This window comes from Sinorhizobium sp. Y406 (assembly GCF_058732025.1).
This window is the reverse complement of the sequence record NZ_CM178974.1, coordinates 1,809,188-1,831,182: the sequence shown is the minus strand read 5'-3', so window position 1 is coordinate 1,831,182 and position 21,995 is coordinate 1,809,188. Positions and strand designations below refer to the sequence as shown.

19 protein-coding genes and 1 pseudogene are annotated in these 21,995 nt (G+C 63.8%); 13 read left to right on the top strand and 7 right to left on the bottom strand.

Annotation, left to right across the window (positions count from 1 at the left end):
* The first annotated feature begins 21 nt into the window (after positions 1 to 21).
* On the top strand, positions 22 to 1,008 hold the full coding sequence (locus tag AC4P1R_RS08755) for a DMT family transporter (RefSeq protein WP_492176638.1): 987 nt from the start codon (positions 22 to 24) through the stop codon (positions 1,006 to 1,008).
* Positions 1,009 to 1,105: 97 nt separating this feature from the next.
* Here the strand turns inward: AC4P1R_RS08755 and AC4P1R_RS08750 are convergent, their stop codons facing one another.
* On the bottom strand, positions 1,106 to 1,777 hold the full coding sequence (locus tag AC4P1R_RS08750) for an IclR family transcriptional regulator (protein ID WP_245314610.1): 672 nt from the start codon (positions 1,775 to 1,777) through the stop codon (positions 1,106 to 1,108).
* Positions 1,778 to 2,026: 249 nt separating this feature from the next.
* Here AC4P1R_RS08750 and AC4P1R_RS08745 point away from each other — a divergent pair, with 249 nt between their 5' ends.
* The 8 genes from AC4P1R_RS08745 (at position 2,027) to AC4P1R_RS08710 (ending at position 10,250) form a co-directional block, all read left to right on the top strand.
* Complete coding sequence (locus tag AC4P1R_RS08745) at positions 2,027 to 2,764, top strand: SDR family oxidoreductase (protein ID WP_492176637.1); 738 nt, start codon at positions 2,027 to 2,029, stop codon at positions 2,762 to 2,764.
* A 21-nt stretch (positions 2,765 to 2,785) separates the two neighbouring features.
* Positions 2,786 to 4,291, top strand: a complete 1,506-nt coding sequence (locus AC4P1R_RS08740; RefSeq protein ID WP_492176636.1) for a sugar ABC transporter ATP-binding protein — start codon at positions 2,786 to 2,788, stop codon at positions 4,289 to 4,291.
* Between the two features lie 15 nt (positions 4,292 to 4,306).
* Positions 4,307 to 5,284 carry an ABC transporter permease gene (locus AC4P1R_RS08735; RefSeq protein ID WP_069458280.1) on the top strand — a complete coding sequence of 326 codons (978 nt, stop codon included), beginning with the start codon at positions 4,307 to 4,309 and terminating at the stop codon, positions 5,282 to 5,284.
* A gap of 72 nt (positions 5,285 to 5,356) precedes the next feature.
* Positions 5,357 to 6,301, top strand: a complete 945-nt coding sequence (locus AC4P1R_RS08730; protein ID WP_069458281.1) for an ABC transporter substrate-binding protein — start codon at positions 5,357 to 5,359, stop codon at positions 6,299 to 6,301.
* A gap of 54 nt (positions 6,302 to 6,355) precedes the next feature.
* Positions 6,356 to 7,198, top strand: coding sequence for an ureidoglycolate lyase (locus AC4P1R_RS08725; RefSeq protein WP_492176635.1), 843 nt, complete (start codon positions 6,356 to 6,358; stop codon positions 7,196 to 7,198).
* Positions 7,195 to 8,469, top strand: coding sequence for an L-fuconate dehydratase (locus AC4P1R_RS08720; protein ID WP_492176634.1), 1,275 nt, complete (start codon positions 7,195 to 7,197; stop codon positions 8,467 to 8,469). Before AC4P1R_RS08725 ends, AC4P1R_RS08720 begins: the two co-directional genes overlap by 4 nt.
* Entirely contained in the window at positions 8,469 to 9,227 is a 759-nt protein-coding gene (locus AC4P1R_RS08715; RefSeq protein ID WP_492176633.1) for an L-fucose dehydrogenase, read from the top strand. Before AC4P1R_RS08720 ends, AC4P1R_RS08715 begins: the two co-directional genes overlap by 1 nt.
* 270 nt (positions 9,228 to 9,497) lie before the next feature.
* Positions 9,498 to 10,250, top strand: coding sequence for a phosphodiester glycosidase family protein (locus tag AC4P1R_RS08710; RefSeq protein WP_492176632.1), 753 nt, complete (start codon positions 9,498 to 9,500; stop codon positions 10,248 to 10,250).
* 18 nt (positions 10,251 to 10,268) lie between these two features.
* On the opposite strand, the gene AC4P1R_RS08705 is transcribed toward AC4P1R_RS08710, so the two are convergent.
* From AC4P1R_RS08705 to AC4P1R_RS08685, 5 genes and pseudogenes are all read right to left on the bottom strand, one after another.
* The gene (locus tag AC4P1R_RS08705) at positions 10,269 to 10,613 is read right to left on the bottom strand and encodes a hypothetical protein (RefSeq protein ID WP_492176631.1); all 345 of its coding nucleotides are present in this window, start codon (positions 10,611 to 10,613) and stop codon (positions 10,269 to 10,271) included.
* A 119-nt stretch (positions 10,614 to 10,732) separates the two neighbouring features.
* Positions 10,733 to 11,746, bottom strand: a complete 1,014-nt coding sequence (gene bmt, locus AC4P1R_RS08700; protein ID WP_069458287.1) for a betaine--homocysteine S-methyltransferase — start codon at positions 11,744 to 11,746, stop codon at positions 10,733 to 10,735.
* 262 nt (positions 11,747 to 12,008) lie between these two features.
* Positions 12,009 to 13,058 (bottom strand): quaternary amine ABC transporter ATP-binding protein, encoded by a 1,050-nt coding sequence (locus AC4P1R_RS08695; protein WP_069458288.1) that lies wholly within the window; start codon positions 13,056 to 13,058, stop codon positions 12,009 to 12,011.
* Positions 13,051 to 13,152 (bottom strand): annotated as a pseudogene (locus AC4P1R_RS08690) (proline/glycine betaine ABC transporter permease); the annotation flags it as partial. The pseudogene AC4P1R_RS08690 and the gene AC4P1R_RS08695, both read right to left, overlap by 8 nt.
* Positions 13,153 to 13,324: 172 nt before the next feature.
* Positions 13,325 to 14,323, bottom strand: coding sequence for a glycine betaine ABC transporter substrate-binding protein (locus AC4P1R_RS08685; protein WP_492176630.1), 999 nt, complete (start codon positions 14,321 to 14,323; stop codon positions 13,325 to 13,327).
* A 378-nt stretch (positions 14,324 to 14,701) separates the two neighbouring features.
* On the opposite strand from AC4P1R_RS08685, the gene AC4P1R_RS08680 reads away from it, so the two are divergent.
* The gene (locus tag AC4P1R_RS08680) at positions 14,702 to 16,156 is read left to right on the top strand and encodes a cobyric acid synthase (RefSeq protein WP_151611384.1); all 1,455 of its coding nucleotides are present in this window, start codon (positions 14,702 to 14,704) and stop codon (positions 16,154 to 16,156) included.
* A gap of 215 nt (positions 16,157 to 16,371) precedes the next feature.
* Positions 16,372 to 18,540 carry a CHASE2 domain-containing protein gene (locus AC4P1R_RS08675; RefSeq protein WP_492176629.1) on the top strand — a complete coding sequence of 723 codons (2,169 nt, stop codon included), beginning with the start codon at positions 16,372 to 16,374 and terminating at the stop codon, positions 18,538 to 18,540.
* Between the two features lie 12 nt (positions 18,541 to 18,552).
* On the opposite strand, the gene AC4P1R_RS08670 is transcribed toward AC4P1R_RS08675, so the two are convergent.
* Positions 18,553 to 19,512: a FecR family protein gene (locus AC4P1R_RS08670; protein ID WP_492176628.1), complete on the bottom strand. Its 960-nt coding sequence runs from the start codon at positions 19,510 to 19,512 to the stop codon at positions 18,553 to 18,555.
* A gap of 774 nt (positions 19,513 to 20,286) precedes the next feature.
* On the opposite strand from AC4P1R_RS08670, the gene cobU reads away from it, so the two are divergent.
* Both cobU and cobW read left to right on the top strand, forming a co-directional pair.
* The gene (cobU, locus tag AC4P1R_RS08665; protein WP_069458294.1) at positions 20,287 to 20,814 is read left to right on the top strand and encodes a bifunctional adenosylcobinamide kinase/adenosylcobinamide-phosphate guanylyltransferase; all 528 of its coding nucleotides are present in this window, start codon (positions 20,287 to 20,289) and stop codon (positions 20,812 to 20,814) included.
* Positions 20,815 to 20,816: 2 nt separating this feature from the next.
* Positions 20,817 to 21,881 (top strand): cobalamin biosynthesis protein CobW, encoded by a 1,065-nt coding sequence (cobW, locus tag AC4P1R_RS08660; protein WP_151611381.1) that lies wholly within the window; start codon positions 20,817 to 20,819, stop codon positions 21,879 to 21,881.
* The last annotated feature ends 114 nt before the right edge of the window (positions 21,882 to 21,995 follow it).

The window sequence follows — 21,995 nt, the reverse complement described above, 5'->3', positions numbered from 1 at the left end:
TACCGATGAAGGAGAAGAACAATGAAGGACAATAGTGTGGCCGGCGCGCATGTGGGGATGCTGCTCTGGGCCTTGATCGTCGGTGCGTCCTTTCCGGTCGTCGGCCTCCTGAGCGATGGGCTCCCGTCGCTGCTTCTGACGGCGATGCGCTTTGCGATCGCCGCACTTGCGATGCTGCCGATGGCATGGCGCGCGGGCCCGGCGGTGCCGAACCTTGAGGGCGGGCTGCTTTATGCGGTCATGGGGCTCTGCCTTGCCGGCTTTTTCGGCGTCATGTTCTGGGCTGCCCATCGTGTGAGCGCAGTTTCCATGTCGGCGCTTTTCGTTTCCATGCCGCTACTGGCTTACGGGCTCGGCCGGGTGTTCGGTGTGGAAACGCGCGCCCATCGCCTGCTGGCAATTCTCGTACTGGGGGCGGTCGGGGCCCTGGCGCTGGCGCTCGCCCAGAGCGGCGGCGATCTGGCGAAACTGCAGTTCGGCTGGGGCGAGATGGCCTTTTTCCTGGGATGTATCGCGTCGGCGCTTTATCCGGTCCTGTCGAAATGGGGGCTGGGGCGGGGCATCCTGTCGCCCGACGCGGCGGTACGCACGTTCTGGAGCCTGGCCGCGGGTGGCGTTCTGATCGGCCTTGTCGGATTTATCGCCGAGCCGGTTGCCGCAATGGGGCGAATGCGTTTGGGAGACGTGTTGCTGGTCGCCTATCTCGGTGTCTTTTCAAGCGGGGCCACCTTCTGGCTGATGCAACGTGCGACCGGCGCGCTCACGCCGGGGGCGGTTACAGCGTATAGCTATCTTGTCCCGTTCGTTTCAATGCTGGTGCTGTTCGCGATGCGGCCGGACGTCATCGGCTGGCAGTGGCTGCCGGGCAGCCTGCTCGTGATCACGGCGATAGCTCTACTCTTTCGCGGTGCGGCGGGGCAGCCTCGGCCACAATCGCGGTCGACGGGCTCAGTGGATGACGAGCTCGTGGCGTGCGCGGGCGCAACTTTGCCGGAGAAGCACCGCTAGAGCGCGTTTCGATCTGAGTGGATCAGATCGGCGCCCAAACGCATTGTTTCTGACGCATGATCTTATCGACCCTCGTTTCACTCGGTCGGATCATGCTCTAACGGGAACATGAGAGTTCAGCCGACAACTGCAACAATTTCGCAAGCGTTTTACTCCTTGCTTCGCTATCCCTGTCGGCGGGGTGCTCGATGAATGCGCAAGTCAGGACAGCGAACGCTTCTCCGCCCGGATCGCAGATTGGCGCGCTTATGTCTGTGACGCCCACGAGGTAACCTGAGGGGCCAAGACGAAAACCGGCGGCTCGAATCTCCTCGAGATGCGCGCCTATCTCGGCGAGATGCTGTTCGGGCTGCTTGCAGCCCCAGTATTCCAGGGCCTGAACCCGTCTCTCGGGACGTTGAAAGGCAATCAGCGTAAGACCCGAGCCCGTCGTGTAAAGGTCGAGTTCTCCGCCTACGCGGGCTCGGAACTCCCAGTGCCCCTTTGGGCTCGCCTGCGCGACGATGAGACCGTTTCCGGCCTCCGGCACTACGAGATGGCAGGCTTGCCCCGTCTCGTGGGCGAAATTGTCCATCAGCGGCTGGGCCTGTGCGATGAGGCGCCGTGTTGGAGGGTGACGGTTGGCAAGCAGGAACATCTTCATCGTCAGGGAATAACGATCGCCGCCTTCGGAACGGGCGACATATCCCCGTGCGACGAGCCTTTCGAGCATGCGAAAGATCTGCGAGGGGCTCAAGCCCATTTCGCGCACGATTTCCGTTCTGGTCATGCTGCCGCTTTGTTCGGCCAGAATCTCGAGGATATCCAGCCCCTTATCCAGGGCAGGCGCTCTGTATTTGTCGTCCTGTTCCTGCTCTCCACCCAATCCATTCACCGGCTTCTTATCCACGCGTCGCTTCCTTCCAAGCCCGCTGATCAACCTCTTTCGAGAGGAGATAGCACGATTTTCTCTTGCCAGGGTATTTCTTATGTGAAATATCATTCTATATACGAACAACATCGCAGATGGGAGGAGACCATGCGGCTGCAAGGAAAGACGATTCTTGTCACCGCGGCCGGGCAGGGGATCGGGCGCGCCAGCGCCTTGGCCTGCCTGAAGGAAGGTGCGAACGTCATCGCAACGGATGTGAATGAATCGCTTCTTTCAGGCCTGGACGGCATGGAGACCGCAGCGCTGGACGTGAGGGATCCGGAGGCCATCAAGGTCCTTGCATCTCGCGTCGGCCCCTTGGACGGGCTTTTCAACTGCGCCGGTTTCGTTCACCACGGCACGTTGCTGGACGTAACCGACGACGATTGGGCCTTCAGCTTCGATCTGAACGTGACAGCAATGATGCGCCTTGCGCGCGCCTGCCTTCCGGGCATGCTGGAGCGCGCTGCCGAAACCGGATCGGCGTCCATCCTCAATATGGCCTCGATGGCTTCGTCCATTAAGGGCTTCGTCAACCGGACGGCCTATGGCGCCAGCAAAGCTGCCGTCATCGGCCTGACGAAGGCTGTTGCCGCCGATTTTGTGAAGCACGGCATCCGCTGCAACGCCCTTTGCCCCGGAACGGTCGATACGCCGTCTCTGCGTGGCCGGATCGCCTCGGCCGCCGATCCGATCCAGGCGGAAAAGGATTTCATCGCGCGTCAGCCAATGGGGCGCCTGGCGACCGTGGACGACATCACCCCCATGGTCGTCTTCCTTCTTTCCGACGAAAGCCGCTTCGTGACCGGTCAGGCCGTGCTGGTCGACGGCGGCGTCACGATCTGAATGCGGCGGGAAGCACGAACCATGTCCGACATCGTTCGAATGGAAGCCATCGAGAAGGCCTTTCCCGGAGTGCATGCGCTCAAATCGGTCAACTTCGATCTGCGCAGGGGCGAGGTTCACGCCCTGATGGGCGAGAATGGAGCCGGCAAGTCGACGCTGATGAAGGTTCTGTCCGGCGTCTATACCCCGGACAGCGGGCGCATTCTCGTCGACGGGCAGGAAGTCCATCTGCCTACGCCCAGGGCGGCGCAGGAGCTTGGCATCGGCATCATCCATCAGGAACTGGCGCTGATGCGCGACCTGAATGTCGCGCAGAATATCTGGATCGGCCGCGAGCCGCGCCTGCGGTTCGGACGCATCGACGAGGCCAGGCTGAATGCCGATGCGGCGGCGATATTCGCCGGCATGAATATCCGGATGAGCCCCCGAACGCCGGTTGCGGAACTCACCATTGCCGGCCAGCAGATGGTCGAGATTGCCAAGGCGCTTAGCCATCATTCCCGCGTGCTCATCATGGACGAGCCGACGGCGGCGCTGAACGACGCCGAAATTGCCGAGCTCTTCACCATCATCCGCCGCCTGAAGGCTGAGGGCGTCGGCATCATCTACATCAGCCACAAGATGGACGAGATCAAGCGCATAGCCGATCGCGTGACGGTCATGCGCGATGGCGCCTATGTCGGCACGGTTGCGGCCGAGGACACGCCGATCTCGAGGATCATCTCCATGATGGTCGGACGGGAGTTGAAGGATGAGGTCGCGGCCATTCCGGACCTTTTCAATGCCGAAACGGCGCTGGAGGTCCGCAATGCCAGCCGCGGCCATCAGTTGAAGAATATCAGCTTCAGTCTGAAAAAGGGCGAGATCCTCGGCTTCGCCGGCCTGATGGGCGCCGGGCGCACCGAGCTTGCCCGCGCCATCTTCGGTGCCGAGCCGATCGACAGCGGTGAGATCCTGGTGCACGGCAAGCCCGTGCGCATCACGAGCCCGGCGCAGGCGGTACGCGCCGGCATCGGCTACCTCTCCGAGGACCGCAAGCATTTCGGGCTGGCGCTCGGCATGGACGTGCGCGCCAATATCGCGATGGCGAGCCTCGGGCGCCATTGCGATGCGATCGGCCGCGTCGACGAGAGCGCGCTCGGTCGTGTGGCCAAGGACTATATCGGCAGACTCGATATCCGCACGCCGGGCGACCGGCAGGAGGTTGGGCTGCTGTCGGGCGGCAACCAGCAGAAGGTGGTCATCGGCAAGTGGCTGCTGCGCGACTGCGACATTCTGATTTTCGACGAGCCGACGCGCGGCATCGACGTCGGCGCAAAGGCGGAAATCTACCGCCTGCTCAAGGAACTGGCCGCGCAGGGCAAGGCAATCATCGTCATTTCCAGCGAGCTGCCGGAGGTTCTGCGGCTTTCCCATCGCATCGCCGTGATGTGCGAGGGGCGTCTGACCGGCATCCTGCCGGGCGGAGCCGATCAGGAAAAGATCATGGAACTGGCAACGGAACGTAACGGCAAGACGGCGGCCTGAGGGAGAAGCGCAACCATGGGTGTAAAGCAAAGCGGGCGCGGCGGCGCACAGCAGAAACTCCTGGCCTTCGCCAGCCTCATCGTGCTGGTCATCGGCTTCTCGCTGGCCAGCCCCAACTTCTTTCAGGTCTCCAACATCATGGCGATCCTGCAGGCGACTTCGGTCAACGGCGTCCTTGCAGTCGGCGTGACGCTGATCATCATCACCGGCGGCATCGACCTGTCCATCGGTACGCTGATGACTTTCTGTGCGGTGATGGCGGGCGTGGTGCTGACCTGGGCGGGCATGCCGCTGCCGCTCGGCGTCTTGACGGCGATCGCGACCGGCGCCGTGTGCGGCCTTTTCTCCGGCAGCCTCGTCGCCCGGATGAAGATCCCGCCCTTCATAGCGACGCTCGGCATGATGCTGGTGCTGAAAGGCCTGTCGCTGATCGTCACGGGCACCAAGCCAATTTATTTCAACGACACGCCCGGCTTCACCCTCATTGCGCAAGGCTCGATTATCGGCGAGCTAATCCCGGCCTTCCCGGTGCCGAACGGCGTGCTGGTGCTCTTTCTCGTTGCGGCCGTTTCAGCGTGGATTCTCGGGCGGACGGTGCTCGGCCGCTACACTTTCGCACTCGGCTCCAATGAGGAGGCTGTCCGGCTCTCGGGCGTCAACACGGATTTTTGGAAGATCGCAATCTACACGCTGGCTGGCGGAATCTGCGGGATTGCCGGCTTGCTCATTGCCAGCCGCCTCAATTCGGCCCAGCCGGCGCTCGGCCTCGGTTACGAGCTCGAGGCGATTGCCGCAGTGGTGATCGGCGGCACCAGCCTTGCCGGCGGCCGCGGCACCATACTCGGCACCCTTATCGGCGCCCTGATCATGTCGGTTCTGACCAATGGTCTGCGCGTCCTGTCGGTTGCGCCGGAATGGCAGACGGTCGTCACCGGCGCGATCATCATCATCGCCGTCTATGCCGACCAGATGCGCGTCCGCGCCCGCAAATAAGGCCGCAGGCGGAGACGCTCCGGTCAAAGCTCACCCCAACCTTTCAACCGTGAACACCAAGGAGGAGATACCATGTTCACAAGACGAACCCTGCTCGGCGCCGTAGCCGCGCTTTCCCTGATGGCCGGCGCCACCGGTGCCGTCGCCCAGGACAAGCTCTATGTCCCGCTGATCTCCAAGGGCTTCCAGCACCAATTCTGGCAGGCGGTGAAGGCCGGCGCCGACCAGGCTGCGGCGGAATTCGACGTCGAAGTCACATTCGAAGGGCCCGACAGCGAAAGCCAGGTCGACAAGCAGATCGATATGCTCGCAGCCGCGCTGGCGAAAAAACCAGCCGCCATTGGTTTTGCGGCGCTGGACAGCCAGGCGGCCATTCCGCTGCTGAAACAGGCGAACGACGCCGGAATTCCAGTTATCGCCTTCGACTCGGGCGTCGACAGCGATATCCCGCAGACCACCGCCGCAACCGATAACGCCGCGGCTGCAGCGCTCGCTGCCGACACTCTGGCCGAACTGATCGGCGATGCCGGCAAAGTCGCTGTCGTGGCGCATGATCAGACCTCACGCACCGGCATCGACCGACGCGACGGTTTCGTCAACCGTATGAAGGAAGCCCATCCGAACGTCGAAATCGTTGCTATCGAGTACGGCGGCGGCGACCAATTGAAGTCGACGGAAATCACCAAAGCGATCCTGACGGCAAACCCCGACATCAAGGGTATCTTCGGCACCAATGAAGGCTCGGCCATCGGTGTCGTCAACGGCGTGAAGGAGCAGGGCGCCAAGGTGGTTATCATCGGCTACGACTCGGGCAAGGCCCAGAAGGATGCGATCCGTGAAGGTCTGATGGCGGGTGCAATCACACAGAACCCGGTGGGCATCGGCTATGAGACGGTCAAGGCCGCCGTCGCCGCCGCAAAGGGCGAAAAGATCGAGAAGACCATCGATACCGGCTTCTACTGGTACGACAAGGACAACATCGACTCGCCGGAAATCTCCGCCGTTCTCTACGATTGATCCGATCAAACCCGCCGGGGGCCCGCGCCCCCGGCGCCAGCAAATGGGACAACGATGAAACTGCTGCGCTATGGCCCCAAGGGCCAGGAAAAACCGGGCCTTCTCGACACCTCCGGCCGAATTCGGGACCTTTCGGTCCATGTGGACGACATTGCGGGCGAAGTGCTTTCCCCCGAGGGCCTGAGGCGCCTGGCCGCCATCGACCCGGGCGGACTGCCGCTCGTCGACGGCACTCCGCGCCTCGGCCCCTGCGTCGGTGGGGTGGGCAAGTTCATCTGCATCGGGCTGAACTACGCCGATCACGCCGCCGAAACCGGCGCTGAGATTCCGAAGGAGCCCGTCGTCTTCAACAAATGGACGAGTGCGATCAGCGGGCCGAATGACGACATCGAGATACCGCGTGGCTCCGTGAAGACCGATTGGGAAGTGGAACTCGGTGTGGTCATCGGCAAGGGCGGCCGCTACATTGAGGAACAAGATGCCCTTTCGCACGTCGCGGGCTTCTGCGTCGTCAACGACGTCTCGGAACGCGAATGGCAGATCGAGCGCGGGGGTACCTGGGACAAGGGGAAAGGGTGTGACAGCTTCGGCCCGATCGGACCATGGCTCGTCACGCCCGACGAGGCTGGCGACATCGGCAATCTGGGCATGTGGCTCGAAGTCGACGGCCATCGTTTCCAGAACGGTACGACCGCAACAATGATCTTCGGCGTCGCGCATCTGATCAGTTATCTCACGCGTTTTCTGTCCCTTCAGCCAGGCGACGTGATTTCAACGGGCACGCCACCGGGCGTGGGGCTCGGACAGAAGCCGCCGGTATTTCTGAAGGGCGGAGAAGTCATCCGGCTCGGGATCGACGGGCTCGGCGAGCAAACGCAGAAGGTTGTCAGGGCATGAAGATTACCGGTCTCCGCACGGTGGACGTGCGATTTCCCACCAGCCAGCATCTGGACGGATCGGATGCGATGAACCCCGATCCCGACTACTCGGCCGCCTATGTCATTCTCGAAACGGACGGCACGCACGAGGGACACGGCTTGACCTTCACCATCGGTCGCGGCAACGAGATTTGCGTCGCGGCCATCGAGGCGCTGCGCCCGCTCGTCGTCGGCGTCGACATGGATTGGGTGGCAGCGGACATGGGTCGCTTCTGGCGCCATATCACGTCGGACAGCCAGCTGCGCTGGATTGGTCCCGACAAGGGCGCCATCCACCTCGCAACGGGTGCCGTGGTCAACGCCGTCTGGGACCTGTGGGCGAAGATCGAGGGCAAGCCGGTCTGGCAGCTTGTCGCCGACATGAGCCCGGAGGAACTCGTTCGTTGCATCGACTTCCGCTACCTCACCGATTGCATCACCCCAGAGTGGGCGCTCGATTTCCTGACGAAACAGGCGGAGGGCAAGGCCGAGCGCACCGCAACGCTCAAGGCCGAAGGCTATCCCTGCTATACGACCTCGGCCGGCTGGCTCGGCTATGACGATGCCAAGCTGCGGCGTCTTTGCCGCGAGGCCGTCGACGCGGGCTTCAAATACGTCAAGATGAAGGTCGGCCGTGATCTTGCAGACGACATTCGCCGCCTGAGGATCGCCCGCGACGAGGTCGGTCCGGACGTCAACCTGATGATCGACGCCAACCAGGTCTGGGAAGTCGACGAGGCGATCGACTGGGTCAGGAAGCTTGCATTCGTGAACCCCTGGTTCATCGAGGAGCCGACGAGCCCCGACGATGTGGAGGGTCACCGCAAGATCCGCGAGGGCGTCGCTCCGGTCCAGGTCGCGACCGGCGAAATGTGCCAGAACCGGATTTTGTTCAAGCAATTCATCATGCGTGGCGCAATCGACGTCGTTCAGATCGACAGTTGCCGCCTCGGCGGGGTCAATGAAATCCTCGCGGTGATGCTCATGGCTGCCAAGTACGGCCTGAAGGTCTGCCCGCATGCCGGCGGCGTCGGATTGTGCGAATATGTCCAGCACCTCAGCATGATTGATTATCTCTGCATTGCCGGAACCCGCGAGGGCCGCGTGATCGAGTATGTCGATCACTTGCACGAACACTTTCTCGACCCGTGCGTGATCCGCAATGCGGCCTACATGCCGCCCGCCAGGCCGGGGTTTTCGATCGAGATGAAGCCGGAGAGTCTCGAAACCTACCGGTTCAGGGTGGCTTGATGGATCTGCACCTCGAGCAAAAGGTCGTCGTCGTGACCGGCGGCGGTTCGGGCATCGGAGCCGCGATCACGGAGGTTCTTTCGGAGGAGGGGGCGAGACCGGTGGTGATTGCCCGGCGTCCTCCGGCAGACGAGTGGCTCGCGCGCACCGGGGCCGATTTCATTCAGGCGGAACTGGGTGACGACGATGCGTGCCGGGCAGCGGTGGATGTCGTCCGGAAGCGCCATGGAGCCGTTCACGGCCTCGTCAACAATGCCGGCGCCAATGACGGTGTCGGGCTCGACAAAGGACCGGACGCATTCCGCGCCAGTCTCGACCAAAACCTGGTGCACTACTATATGATGGTCCACCTGCTGCGCGACGACCTGCGCGCCACGAAGGGAGCCATCGTAAACATCAGCTCAAAGACTGCGCTCACCGGGCAGGGCGGCACGTCCGCTTATATCGCGGCCAAAGCCGCACAACTCGGCTTGACTCGGGAATGGGCCGTCGAGTTCCTGCCCGACGGCATCCGCGTAAACGCCATCGTCGTGGCCGAAGTCATGACGCCTCTCTATCGTCGCTGGCTCGATAAACTCGCAGACGGCGATGCGGCGCTCGCGGACATCACCGCCCGGATACCCCTGGGGCGGCGAATGACCACGGCCAGGGAGATTGCCGACACATGCGCATTTCTTCTGTCCGATCGGGCCAGTCACACCACTGGCCAGTGGATTTTTCCGGACGGCGGATATACGCATCTGGATCGGGCAATATAGGCCATCAATCCGGTCGTCTCCCGGCTTCTTAGCTGTATTGGATCGGTTGCAGCCGTAGCCAAGAGGCTGGCGCATCGGCCGAAAGTACCCGATTTTCGGAAAGCGCGATGCGCAGACTGAAAAAGTTGCGGCGATCCTTGCGCGTCCGAAAGGACGCGCGGCGCTGTAGCAGGCGTCAGGTTTTCACCGGGCGCCGAGAAGGTTCGCCGCATCAAATCGCCGCAATTTATGCGATCCTCCGCATGACGATTCCTCCTTGAGTCCGAGCTCATGCCCCTGTTTCCCAAGCCCGTTCTCGTCGGCGCCGCATTGCTCTCTACGAGCCTTGCCGAGCCCGCACTCGCCGCCTGCCGCGACGTCAGTCACCTCGGTGAGGAGTACATCGCCTGCAGCTTCGATCCGGCTTCAAGCGACATCCGCCTCTACAACAAGGGCCAGGCCGGCGTGCCGTTCAAAACCTTCAAGGCGCTGTCGCTGGAATTGCGCCATCGCGACGAATATCTCGTCTTCGCCATGAACGGCGGCATGTATCACGAGGATCTATCGCCGGTCGGGCTGCACATCGAAGAAGGCGCGGAGCAAACGCCACTCAACACCAACCCCGGCTGGGGCAATTTTCACATGCTGCCGAACGGCGTCTTCTATGTCGCCGACGGCAAGGCGGGTGTGATGGCCGCGGAAGCTTACAGCGCTGCCGGAATGACGCCTGACTTCGCCACCCAGTCCGGGCCGATGCTCGTCATCGACGGGGCCTTGCATCCACGCTTCCTGCCGAAAAGCGACAGCCAGAAAACACGCAACGGCGTCGGCGTGACGAGTTCGGGAGAGGTCGTCTTCGCGGTCTCGAAACGGCCGGTGCGCTTCCATGATTTCGCGACACTCTTCCGGGACGAACTCGGCTGCCCGAACGCGCTCTTCCTCGACGGGACGATTTCGAGCCTCTATGCGCCGGAGATCAAACGCCATGACCGGCTGTTCCCGCTGGGGCCGATCATCGCCGTCGTGGCACGGTTTGCGCAGTGAAATCCCGCTCGTGTCGCGTCAAGCCGCCGGAAACGCCTTCTGCAGCCCGCCGGATTTCGTCAGCCCCGCCTTGAAGGCCTGGTAGGCCGGATGTTGGCTGGAGCGCGCGGCCTCCATGAGCCGCATCTGCAGACGGTCCGGCGCCTCGCCGCCCAGCCATTCGCCGAGATTTTCCAGTTTCAGCGAGTTCAGGAAGCGCGCCTCCGCGGCGAGGTCGAGATGGCGGTGGAGGCCGTCCATCAAATTCTCGTCCTGCTCGGGATTTTCCATCAGCAGCCTGATGAAGGCCCGATCAACTTCGCCGAAGCTCGAAAGCTTGGCGGCGATCGTATCCCTGTCCGGGAAGGCGGCTGGTCCGCTCATCGCATCGTCTCCCTCGATTCCAATATCCGTTCGGGGATAGGACAGCCGACCGGCATGTGCAAGACAGCCGGGTGGGTCGCCCTTGCGGCCTGCCGCGTCGATGCTACCGCTCCCCGGAGCTACGCCCGGCGGCGGCCGCTGCGTTCGCGTTGAGGGGCGCCCGCGTTCGCCGTCTTGTTGCGCAAGGGGCCGATCTTTTCGACGATGACGTCGAGCGTCGGGCGTTCACCTTTTTCGTGGTTGTCGAGTGCAAGCCGCATGGCGGCGAGATGGGCGCAGGAGGTGCCGCAGCAGCCGCCGATGATGCGAGCGCCGGCGTCGACCGCAAGCCGCGCATAGTCCGCCATCAGCGGCGGCGTCCCGGAATAGTGAATCTCGGATCCGCGGAATTCGGGAATGCCGCAATTGCCCTTGACCACGACGGTCGCGTCCGGGCTTGCTGCCGTCATGTCGAGCAGCGAGGAGAGGATGTCCGAGGCGCCGACGCCGCAATTGGCGCCGACGGCGACGGGGCCATCGCCGATGTCGCCGGCGACGGCATGGATATCCTTCGGGTGCAGCCCCATCATCGTCTTGCCGGCGGTGTCGAAGGAACCGGTATAGACGAAGGGGAGGCCGACCTTGTTGGCTGCTTCGGCAGCGGCGCGAATTTCCTCCGGTGAGGACATGGTCTCGATCCAGGCGACTTCCGCGCCGCCGGCCTTCAGGCCTTCGATCTGCTCGATGAAGGCCGAGACGGCATCCTCGTAGGAAAGCGCGCCGAGCGGCACCAGCAGCTCGCCCGTCGGACCGACGGAGCCGGCGGTGATGACCTTGCGCGGCGCCTTGTCGGCAACGGCGCGGGCGATCTCGGCGGCGCGCTTGTTCAACGCATGCACCCGGTCCTCGGCCTGGTGCAGCTTCAGCCGGTGGCGGGTGCCGCCAAAGGAATTGGTGAGGATGATATCGGCGCCGGCATCGACGAAGTCCTGATGCAGCCTGGTGATGTTTTCTGGCTTCGATTCGTTCCAGAGCTCCGGCGCTTCGCCCGCTTCGAGCCCCATGGCGAAGAGCGACGTGCCGGTGGCGCCGTCGGCAAGCAGAACGCCCTTCTGGGCGAGGAGGTCGGAAAGGGCGTTAGAGGCAACGGACATCGGCTTTCCCCGGCTCATTGGAATTGCAACAACATATAAAGATGTCTTTATGTGTTGGCAACCGTCTTTGCCGGTGAGGACGGGAAAAGTCCAGAATTGCCCCTCTCCTCGGGTTTAACCCGAGGACCGGCCCTCTCCCCGCAAGCGGGGCGAGGGGGTAACGTGGGTGCCGCGAGTCCCTTCGCCCGCGCGCGGGGAGAAGGTGCCGGCAGGCGATGAGGGGGAACCCGCGTTGCTCGGCGGCTCGGTCGGTGATCTCCGTTCACGCCGCCTTGCGGTCGCCGTCGTGGGTTGCCGGGCTTACCATCGCCGCGATGATCGTCTGCAGGTCGATGGCGCCGATCTGGCGGCCGTTGGCATCGACGACATGCGCCTTGTCGACGCGTGCGCCGGTCATCATGCGGGCGGCCGTCTCCAGGACCGTCCCGGCGGCAAGCGGCAGGCCCTCCGGATTGCCCGCGAGCGGGCGCATGACCGTCTCGACATTGATGACCCGGCCGCGGTTCACTTCCTTCACGAAGGCGGTGATGTAGTCATCCGCCGGCGACAGCACGATGTCCTGACCGGTCCCCTGCTGCACTACCGCGCCATCGCGCAGGATGGCGATCTTGTCGCCGAGCCTCAGCGCCTCGTCGAGGTCGTGTGTAATGAAGACGACGGTCTTCTTGAGTTCCTTCTGTAGGTCGAGCAGCACCGACTGCATATCGACGCGGATCAGCGGATCGAGCGCGGAATAGGCCTCGTCCATGAGCAGGATATCGGCGTCATTGGTGAGCGCCCGGGCGAGCCCGACGCGCTGCTGCATGCCGCCGGAAAGCTGGTTGGGATAATGCTTTTCGAAGCCGCTGAGCCCGACGCGCTCGATCCAGCCGCGGGCGCGCTTCTCGCTCTCGCGGCGATCGACGCCCTGGATCTCCAGCCCGTAGACGGTGTTTTCGAGAACGGTCCGGTGCGGCAGCAGGGCGAATTTCTGAAACACCATGGCCGTCTTATGACGGCGGAACTGCCGAAGATCGTTTTCGTTCATCTTGCAGACGTCGACGTCGTCGTAGAGCACCTCGCCCGCGGTCGGGTCGATCAGCCGATTGATGTGGCGGATCAAGGTCGACTTGCCCGAGCCCGACAGGCCCATCACCACCGTGATGCAGCCGCCCGGCATGGAAATATTGATGTCCTGGAGGCCGAGCACGTGGCCGTATTTCTCGTTGAGTTCGGCCTTGCCCATGCCGTTCTTGACGAGATCGACGTATTCCCGCCCGCGGGGGCCGAAAATCTTGTAGAGATTCTTCACCTCGATTGCGTGGCTAGCCATGAACTACCTCCGAATGGGTTTGCAGCCGTCCGCCGAAGGCCTGGCCGGCACGATCGAAAATGATGGCGATGCCGGAGAGGGCAACGCCGCTAAATGCGCATTCGCGCAGACCCGGCACCGTCTCTTGCGAGTGCCAGGGAAAACACTGTGACAGGGCGGAGCGTCGTTCGCTGTGCTGTTTGCGCCGCCGATGCTGCTCCGTCGCGAAAAGACGAAGAAGGGTCGCAAGGACAGGGCGGCTGTATGGTTTCGTGCCGTTCATATCCTCAGAGTGCCGCCTTGACTTTTTCCGCAACGTCCGGGCGCACCCAGTTCCCCCAGATATCCTGGAAATTCTGCAGGAAATAGCGGGCGGCGTCTATGTTGGTGGCGCGGTTCCGGTCCATCCAGGCAAGTATCTTGTTCACCGTCGCGTTGTCCCACTCCCGGACCATCATGTAATCCATGGCGACACCTGCCTTCTCGGTGAAAGACCTGGTCACCACGGTGAAGACGTCGGAGATCGGATAAGAGTTGACCTTCGGGTTCGGGCAATCGGGAACGGCCGTGCATCTGTCCCACTCCGTCTTGTCATGGTCGACGCCGAAGGACAGGCGCACCATCTGGTATTTGCCGAGTGTGGCGGTCGGCGCCCAATAATAGCCGAGCCAGCCGGTCCGCTTTTCGAAAGCGTCGGCGATCGACTGGTCGAGAGCGGCGGCGGAATCGGAATTGACGAGCTTGAAGCCGGCCTTCTCCGCGTCGAGCGCCTTGAAGAGGTTTGCCGTCGAGGTTCGACAGTTCCAGCCGGCAGGGCAGTTGTGGATCGCCCCCTTGGAGGAATCGCCGGGGGCGGGGAAGAGCTCCAGATGTTTCAAGGCATCCTGGACGGTCCTGATGTCCGGATGCGCGTCGGCGACGGATTTCGGCATCCACCAGCCTTCCACGCCGCCCTCGGCCAACATCCTCGCCCCCTGGATGAGACGGCCCTCCTCAATCGCCCTATCGAGCGGTGTGCGCACCGAACTGATCCAGAGTTCCGGCGCGACGTCGGGTTCGCCCTTGTCGTTCATCGACGCGAAGGTCGGGATCGTATCGCCCGCAACCAGCGTCACGCTGCAACCATAGCCGCGTTCGAGGATGAACTTGTCCACATGCGCGGCGATACCGGCGGAGGCCCAGTTCATTTCGGCGATGCTGACATTGCCGCATTCCGCAGCCTCGGCCGAGCCTGCCAGAGCATGGATACCCGCTGCCAGGAAGATTGCTGCGATGGTTTTCTTCATGGCGTCACGATCTTTCGACACGTCCCAGTCACTGTCGGCAAGCCGCTTCCCGACGCTACTGCAAGTTTCTTTAAACCCTATCCGATCCAATGGCAAAAAACATGTGGCGACGGCTCCGGGGACCGACGAGGAAAAACCCGGAATTCATCTTTGCTTAAGCTCTCAATAACGATCCGGTAAGGATGTCAGGCTAATTGTTTGCCTGCGGCGGGCAACTGCCTCAGGTCCGGATCAGGTGTTTCGTACCGGACCTGCCTTTCGTCAGTCTGCTCTAACAATCCGGTCGTGCCGTGCATCGCTGCGTATTTGTCGCCGCCAGCCCGGAAAAAGCCGCTGCCGTTCCTTTGCCTCCGAAGGTTTGGATGATACGGGGAGGGCATGACACGCACGATCATGCTGCAGGGCACCGGCTCGGATGTCGGAAAATCGGTACTCGTGGCCGGACTCTGCCGGCTTGCCTCGAACCGCGGCCTGAAGGTCAGGCCCTTCAAGCCACAGAACATGTCGAACAATGCCGCCGTCTCCGATGACGGCGGGGAGATCGGCCGGGCCCAATGGCTGCAGTCGCTCGCGGCCCGCGTGCCCTCGTCGGTGCATATGAACCCGGTGCTCCTGAAGCCGCAATCGGATGTGGGCAGCCAGATCGTCCTGCAGGGAAAGGTCGCCGGCCAGGCCAAGGGGCGGGAGTACCAGGCGCTGAAGCCGAAGCTTCTCGGCGCGGTAATGGAAAGCTTCGAGCTCGTTTGCGCCGGCGCCGATCTCGTCGTGGTCGAAGGGGCGGGGTCGCCCGCCGAAATCAACCTGCGCGCCGGCGACATCGCCAATATGGGCTTTGCGACCCGCGCCGGCGTGCCGGTCGTGCTTGTCGGCGACATCGACCGCGGCGGCGTCATCGCTTCGCTCGTCGGCACGCATGCGATTCTGCCGGAGGAGGACCGGCGGATGGTCACCGGCTACCTCATCAACAAGTTCCGCGGCGATGTCTCGCTCTTCGACGATGGGGTCGCCGCAATCGGGCGCTTCACCGGCTGGGCCTGCTTCGGCGTGGTGCCGTGGCTGAAGAGCGCCGGACGTTTGCCGGCCGAGGACTCCGTCGTGTTGGAGAAATTGGCGCGCGGCAGCGGCAAGGCGCTGAAGGTCGCCGTTCCGGTGCTGTCGCGGATCGCCAATTTCGACGATCTCGATCCCCTGGCCGCCGAGCCGGAGGTCGATCTCGTCTTCGTCCGGCCGGGGATGCCACTTCCGGCGGATGCAGGGCTCGTCGTCATCCCAGGCTCGAAATCGACCATCGCCGACCTCAAGGACTTCCGCGCTGAGGGCTGGGACCGCGACATCGAGCGGCATGTGCGGCGCGGGGGCAGGGTGATCGGCCTATGCGGAGGCTATCAGATGCTCGGCAGCCGCGTTACCGATCCGCTCGGCATCGAAGGCAGCGAGCGCGAGATCGCCGGCCTCGGGCTGCTTGCTGTCGAGACCGAGATGGCACCGGAAAAGACCGTGCGCAACAGCCGCGCCTGGTCCCTGCAGCATGATGTGGCGCTCGAAGGCTACGAGATCCATCTCGGCCGGACGACCGGGCCGGATTGCGACCGCGCGCCGGTCTTGATCGACAGTCGTCCCGACGGGGCAATGTCCGCGGATGGCAAGGTGATGGGCACCTATCTCCACGGCCTCTTCGGCAGCGATGCCTATCGCGCTGCGCTGCTGCAAAGCTTCGGAATCGAAGGCGGCGGGGTGAATTATCGCCAGTCGGTGGACACCGCGCTCGACGATATCGCCGGCGAACTCGAAGCAGTGCTGGACCGGAACTGGCTCGATCGGTTGTTTGGGTAGGTGGTTCGGGCGCGCGTGCGGCGACCAAGTACCCCCTCTGGCCGGCAGGCCAGAGGGGGTAGCGTTCCGCAGCGGCCATGGAGCGACGGGCCTCCCTGACAGTTCATGATTGCACGACCGCTTCAGACGATGCAGCATGGCCGACGCGGCAGACTGTTTTTCCGGAGGCGCATACAAGGGCCCGCCTCCGGCACGAAAGGTCGGACACGGCGGCCATGACCCGCGCGCAACTCGTTGGCGTCCTTATCGGATTGGCGATCGTCGCGGCGCTGACGCTGCTGCGGGCAAGCGACCCGCCCTTGCTGAAATTCGCCCGCGACGTCACGTTCGACGAGTACCAGCGCCTCGCACCGCGGCCTTTCGAGGAACTGCCGGTCCGTGTGGTCGACATCGACGAGACGTCGCTCAGGCAATTCGGCCAGTGGCCGTGGCCAAGGGATCGAATGGCCGCCCTCGTCGACAGGCTCTCCGACATGGGGGCGGCCGTCATCGCCTTCGACATTCTCTTCGCCGAGCCCGATCGTCTGTCGCCGCGGAGCGTCATGCGCGACGTCGGAGGCTTCGATCCCGCGCTGACGGCACGGCTGCCGGACAATGACGAGATTTTCGCGCGGGCAATTGCGGGAAGACCGACCGTGCTCGGATTCGGTCTTTCCAACACCGGCAACTATCGCCCGCCGGTGAAGGCAGGCTTTGCCTTCACCGGTGAAAGCCCCTTCGATGCGCCGCCCAGGCTCGTCGCGGCGACACCGATCAGGCCGGGGCTCGAAGCGAATGCCGCCGGTATCGGGCATATCAGCCTCAACCCCGAAAGCTCTTCGGCGGTCGTCAGGGCCGTGCCGCTCATCTTGAGCGACGGCGAGCAGCTCTTTCCCAATCTCGCCCTCGAGTCTCTGAGGGTCGCGCAAGGCGCGTCCACCTATCTTCTGACGGGGGCGACGAATGTGGCCGACACCATCACGCTTATCAGGGTCGGCGACTTCGGCGTTCCCGTAACGGCAGCGGGAGAGCTCTGGCTCTATGTGAGCCCGGAACGGCCGGAGAGATATGTCTCGGCGGCCGAGGTCCTCGCGCCCGGCGGCGCCACCGCTGAGGCGCGGGCTGCGATCGAAGGCAGCATCGTCTTCGTCGGCACCTCGGCCGCCGGCCTGCTGGACATCCGTGCAACCGCTCTTGGCGACAATGTTCCCGGCGTGTCGCTGCATGCGCAGACCGTCGAGCAGATCCTGTCCGGACGCTTTCTCTCTCGCCCGGACTGGGCCGACGGGCTCGAGATCCTGTCGATTGCCCTCGCGGGCTGTCTGCTCGTGCTGCTCACCACCTTCGTCAGCCCGGCCGTGGCGCTCGCCTGTGGCCTGTCGATCACCGCTCTCGCGCTCGTTGCCTCATGGCTCGCCTTCGTCCAGGGCGGGCTTCTCCTCGATCCGCTGGCGCCGATCTTCTTCGGTTCGATCACCCATTTCGCGGCGACGGCGTACCGCTTCCTGGTGAGCGACCGGGAGCGGCGCGTCGTCCGGCGTGCCTTCGGCCAGTACCTCTCTCCCTCCTTGCTCTACCGGATCGAGCACACGCGCAACGCCTTGCGCCTCGGCGGCGACGACCGGGAACTGACGCTGATGTTCGTCGACGTGCGCAACTTCACCGAAATCAGCGAGCGCCTGGCGCCGGCGGAGGTGGTGCGCTTTCTCAATACGCTGCTCGACGCCTTGAGCCACCACGTGATCGACAATGAGGGCACGCTCGACAAGTTCATCGGCGATTCGATCATGGCCTTCTGGAACGCTCCGGTCGACGTAAGCGGCCATCCCGGCAAGGCCGTCCATGCGGCGCTGGCCATGCGCGACACGCTTTCCAGGCTGAACGGCGCCGATGCCTTCGGATTCGGTGAGGAGCGCCAGGTCGCGATCGGGATCGGCATCCATACGGGCCTCGCCTGCGTCGGCAATATGGGGGCGGAGATACATTTCAACTATTCGGCGGTGGGCGACGCGGTGAATATCGCCGCTCGGATCGAAAGTGCCTGCAAGGACATCGGCTTCGACATTCTCGTGTCCGAAACCACGGCAGAGGCGCTCGGCGGCTGTGCCCTGCTCGATGCCGGGGCCTTGCCTCTCAAAGGCAAGACGACGCGAACGAGGCTTTTCGCCGTGGTCGGCGGCAAGGCGCTTGCCACATCCCCGGAGTTCTTCGAGTTGCAGCGCGTGCACGGGCAGCTGATCGCGGCCTTGCAGGTGCGTTCGCCCGACATGCGCCGCTTTCTGAGCATGGCGAAACTCAAAGCGGCCGCCGTGGCGCCGGGACTCCAGGAGTTCTATCGTCGCATCCCGCGTCGCGCCGAGCACTTTCCTGCCGTAAAGACGACGCGGGGAGAGGCAGGCGAGTAATATATAAGCGCGTCAGTGCCACCGGGCCGGCCGATCGGGCCTGTCCGGCCGATCCGGTCTATCAGGTCGGTCGGGCCTGTCGGGACGAGCGTGGCCGTTCGGATGATCCGGCCGATCGGGTCGGTCCGGCCTGTCTGGTCTGTCGGGCCTGTCGGGTCGGTCCGGCCTGTCAGGTTTATGGTGCTTATGAGGCTTATGCGGCTTGGGCGGCTTTACGGGCTGCTCGGGTTCCGTCGCTGTCGGCGGCGCGTCGACGCGCGGGGAGGGCGGCGGCGGAAGCTTGTCGGGCCGGATTTGCAGGACGGCCGCAAGGCCGCAGCCGCTGCCGCTCCAGCCTGACGACAGCCGTTGCTGGCCGGACAGGAACGGCAATGCCTGCTGGTTGCCAAGCGCGCTCAGCGTGCCGCGATTGACCGGCCCGGTGTCCGACATGGCGCCGTTCGGTTTTGCGACCACGCAGTCGCAGCGCCGCGTCAGCTGCCGGCAGCCGCCGGGGCCGCAAAAGTCCGCCGCGCCCGACAGCAGCACGACGGCCGTCGTGCCGTCGCCGCCGACATAGAAGTCGAAGACGGTGCCGCGAACGCCAATCGTTCCGGCCGGCGTCAGAATGCGGTAGGCGGAGTGCCGGGAGTTGCCGCTGATCCAGCGGAACGTTCCCTTGACGGCCGCGATGGTCAGCTTCTGCACGGTTTTGCGGTCGTCGAAGACGAACCGGTCGATGACGACGGAGGAGCCGGCACCGACCGCGAGCTTGCTGCCGTCCCGGAATACGAATTGGCCGAGGCCGGATCTCGATGTCGATATCCGCTCGTCGCGGTGAACCGCATCCTTGACGGCGAGCGGTCCGGCCGCGCCCCTGACCTCCGTCTGGATGCGGACCGCTTGGCCGACCGGTTCGGCGGCGCCTGCCGGGGGGGAGCCGGCAAGCGCGCAACTCAATGCGGCAATTACGGCACGACGCAGATACGACATCGCACCCTCCGCCGTGGACCTCGTTCAAGGCCGCGGACATGATCGATATGCCGGAACCGTGCTTTCACCGCGTCGGCCCCCGAACCTGCTTTCTTACCATGCGGCGGGACGGCGTGTCTGCTCACCCGTTGTGAGTAGGTCTTCATTGCCGCCTGGCGCAATTGGCGGGCGACACGTCGCAGGGCGTCGATTGACATCGTGGCCGGGGCTTCATAATTACATGGTATGGATGGTTCCCTCGCGTCGAGGTGGGGCGAGGGAGTAAATGGGAATGTGACGGGGCGGACCCAATCCGGGCGCCCTTATCGCAGCCGACCCCGCGACTGTAGAACGGTCAGGGTCCGCTATCGGGCTTGATCCTCCAATTCTCAGCGGAACTGCATGGGGCGGTTCGCGGAACTGGATGGCAGGCCGGAAAAGCCACTGGCGTGGCATCGTGATCAGCCGGGCTGGACGCCTCTTCTTCTACGAATCGTCCGCCTTTCACGAGGCCGCAGAGACTGCCGCATTCATCGGAATGCGCACAGCTTCGGACGCCGGGAAGGCGAGGCGGACCCGTTCGGGCCCAGGCACGTCACCCTATGTGACGCTGCCTGATGCGCGTGACGCCGTGAGCCAGGAGACCTGCCATCCGTCAGGGCATTCCGCCCGAGGGGACGTTGTCCCCATGCCAGCACGGAGGTTGTCGTGGCTTTCAGAGTTCTCTATCCCGCGTTTGCGGGAAATTACCCGTTTAGTGCTGCCTTGGTCCTTGGGTGAACTGAGGCTTTCCGCATGACGGTTTCCAAACTCGGCCCAATTCTGGTGCTCGGCGGCGCTCGCTCCGGCAAGTCGCGCTTTGCCGAGAGGCTCGCCGAGACCAGCGGCCTGAAGATGCACTATGTTGCGACGGGCCGCGCCTTCGACGACGAGATGCGCGACCGTATCGTCCACCACAAGGCGGCCCGGCAGGGCAAGGGCTGGACGACGCATGAGGAGCCGCTCGACCTCGTCGGCGTGCTCGCGCGCATCGATGCGCGGGACCGCGTGATCCTCGTCGACTGCCTGACGCTGTGGGTCACGAACCTGATGATGGAGGGGCGCGACATGGCCGCGGCGTTCGCCGCGCTTGCCGACTTCCTGCCGGGCGCCCAGGCTCGTCTTGTTTTCGTCTCCAACGAAGTCGGCCTCGGCATCGTCCCGGAAAACCGCATGGCGCGCGCGTTTCGCGATCATGCCGGCCGGCTCCACCAGATCGTTGCGGAGAAATCCGCCGAAGTCTATCTCGTCGCGGCCGGACTGCCGCTGAAAATGAAAGGTTGACCATGACACGTGCAAAGGCCCAGCAGGGCAAGATCCCGGCCACCGTCATCACCGGCTTTCTCGGGGCCGGCAAGACCACGATGATCCGCAACCTCTTGCAGAATGCCGACGGCAAGCGCATCGCGCTCATCATCAACGAATTCGGCGATCTCGGGGTCGACGGCGATGTGCTGAAAGGCTGCGGCGCCGAGGCCTGCTCTGAGGAGGATATCATCGAACTCACCAATGGTTGCATCTGCTGCACCGTCGCCGACGACTTCATCCCGACCATGACGAAGCTGCTCGAGCGCGAGAACCGCCCCGACCACATCGTCATCGAGACGTCGGGCCTCGCGCTGCCGCAGCCGCTGGTCGCCGCCTTCAACTGGCCGGACATTCGCAGCGAAGTAACAGTCGATGGCGTCGTCACCGTCGTGGACAGCGCCGCGGTCGCAGCCGGACGGTTCGCCGATGATCATGACAAGGTCGATGCGCTGCGCGTCAACGACGACAATCTCGACCACGAGAGCCCGATCGAGGAGCTCTTCGAGGACCAGTTGACCGCCGCCGATCTCATCGTCCTCAACAAGGCTGACCTCATCGATGTCGCGGGCCTGAAAGCCGTGCGCGAGGAGGTCGCCTCCCGCATCAGCCGCAAGCCGGCGATGATCGAGGCGCGGAACGGCGAGGTTGCCGCCGCCATCCTGCTCGGCCTCGGCGTCGGCACCGAGGACGAGATTGTCAATCGCAAGTCGCATCATGAGATGGAGCACGAGGCGGGCGAGGAGCACGACCACGACGAGTTCGAGAGCTTCGTCGTCGAACTCGGCGCGATCGCGGACCCGAACGGGTTCATTGATCGGCTCAGGGGCGTCATCGCCGCGCACGATGTGCTGCGCCTCAAGGGCTTCGCGGATGTGCCCGGCAAGCCGATGCGGCTCCTGATCCAGGGCGTCGGCAGCCGCATCGATCAATATTACGACCGCGCCTGGGCGCCGGCAGAAACTCGCGGCACGCGTCTCGTCGTCATCGGCCTGCACGACATCGACGAAGCGGCCGTGCGCGCGTCGATCGCGGCGCTCGTGTGAGGTGGTGGGTTTAGTCATGAATTACCCCTCCCCAACCCCTCCCCACAAGGGGGAGGGGCTAGGTGCCAGCGGCGCTGGCCTGCATTTTTTCAGGCGGAGCCAGAGACAGCGCGG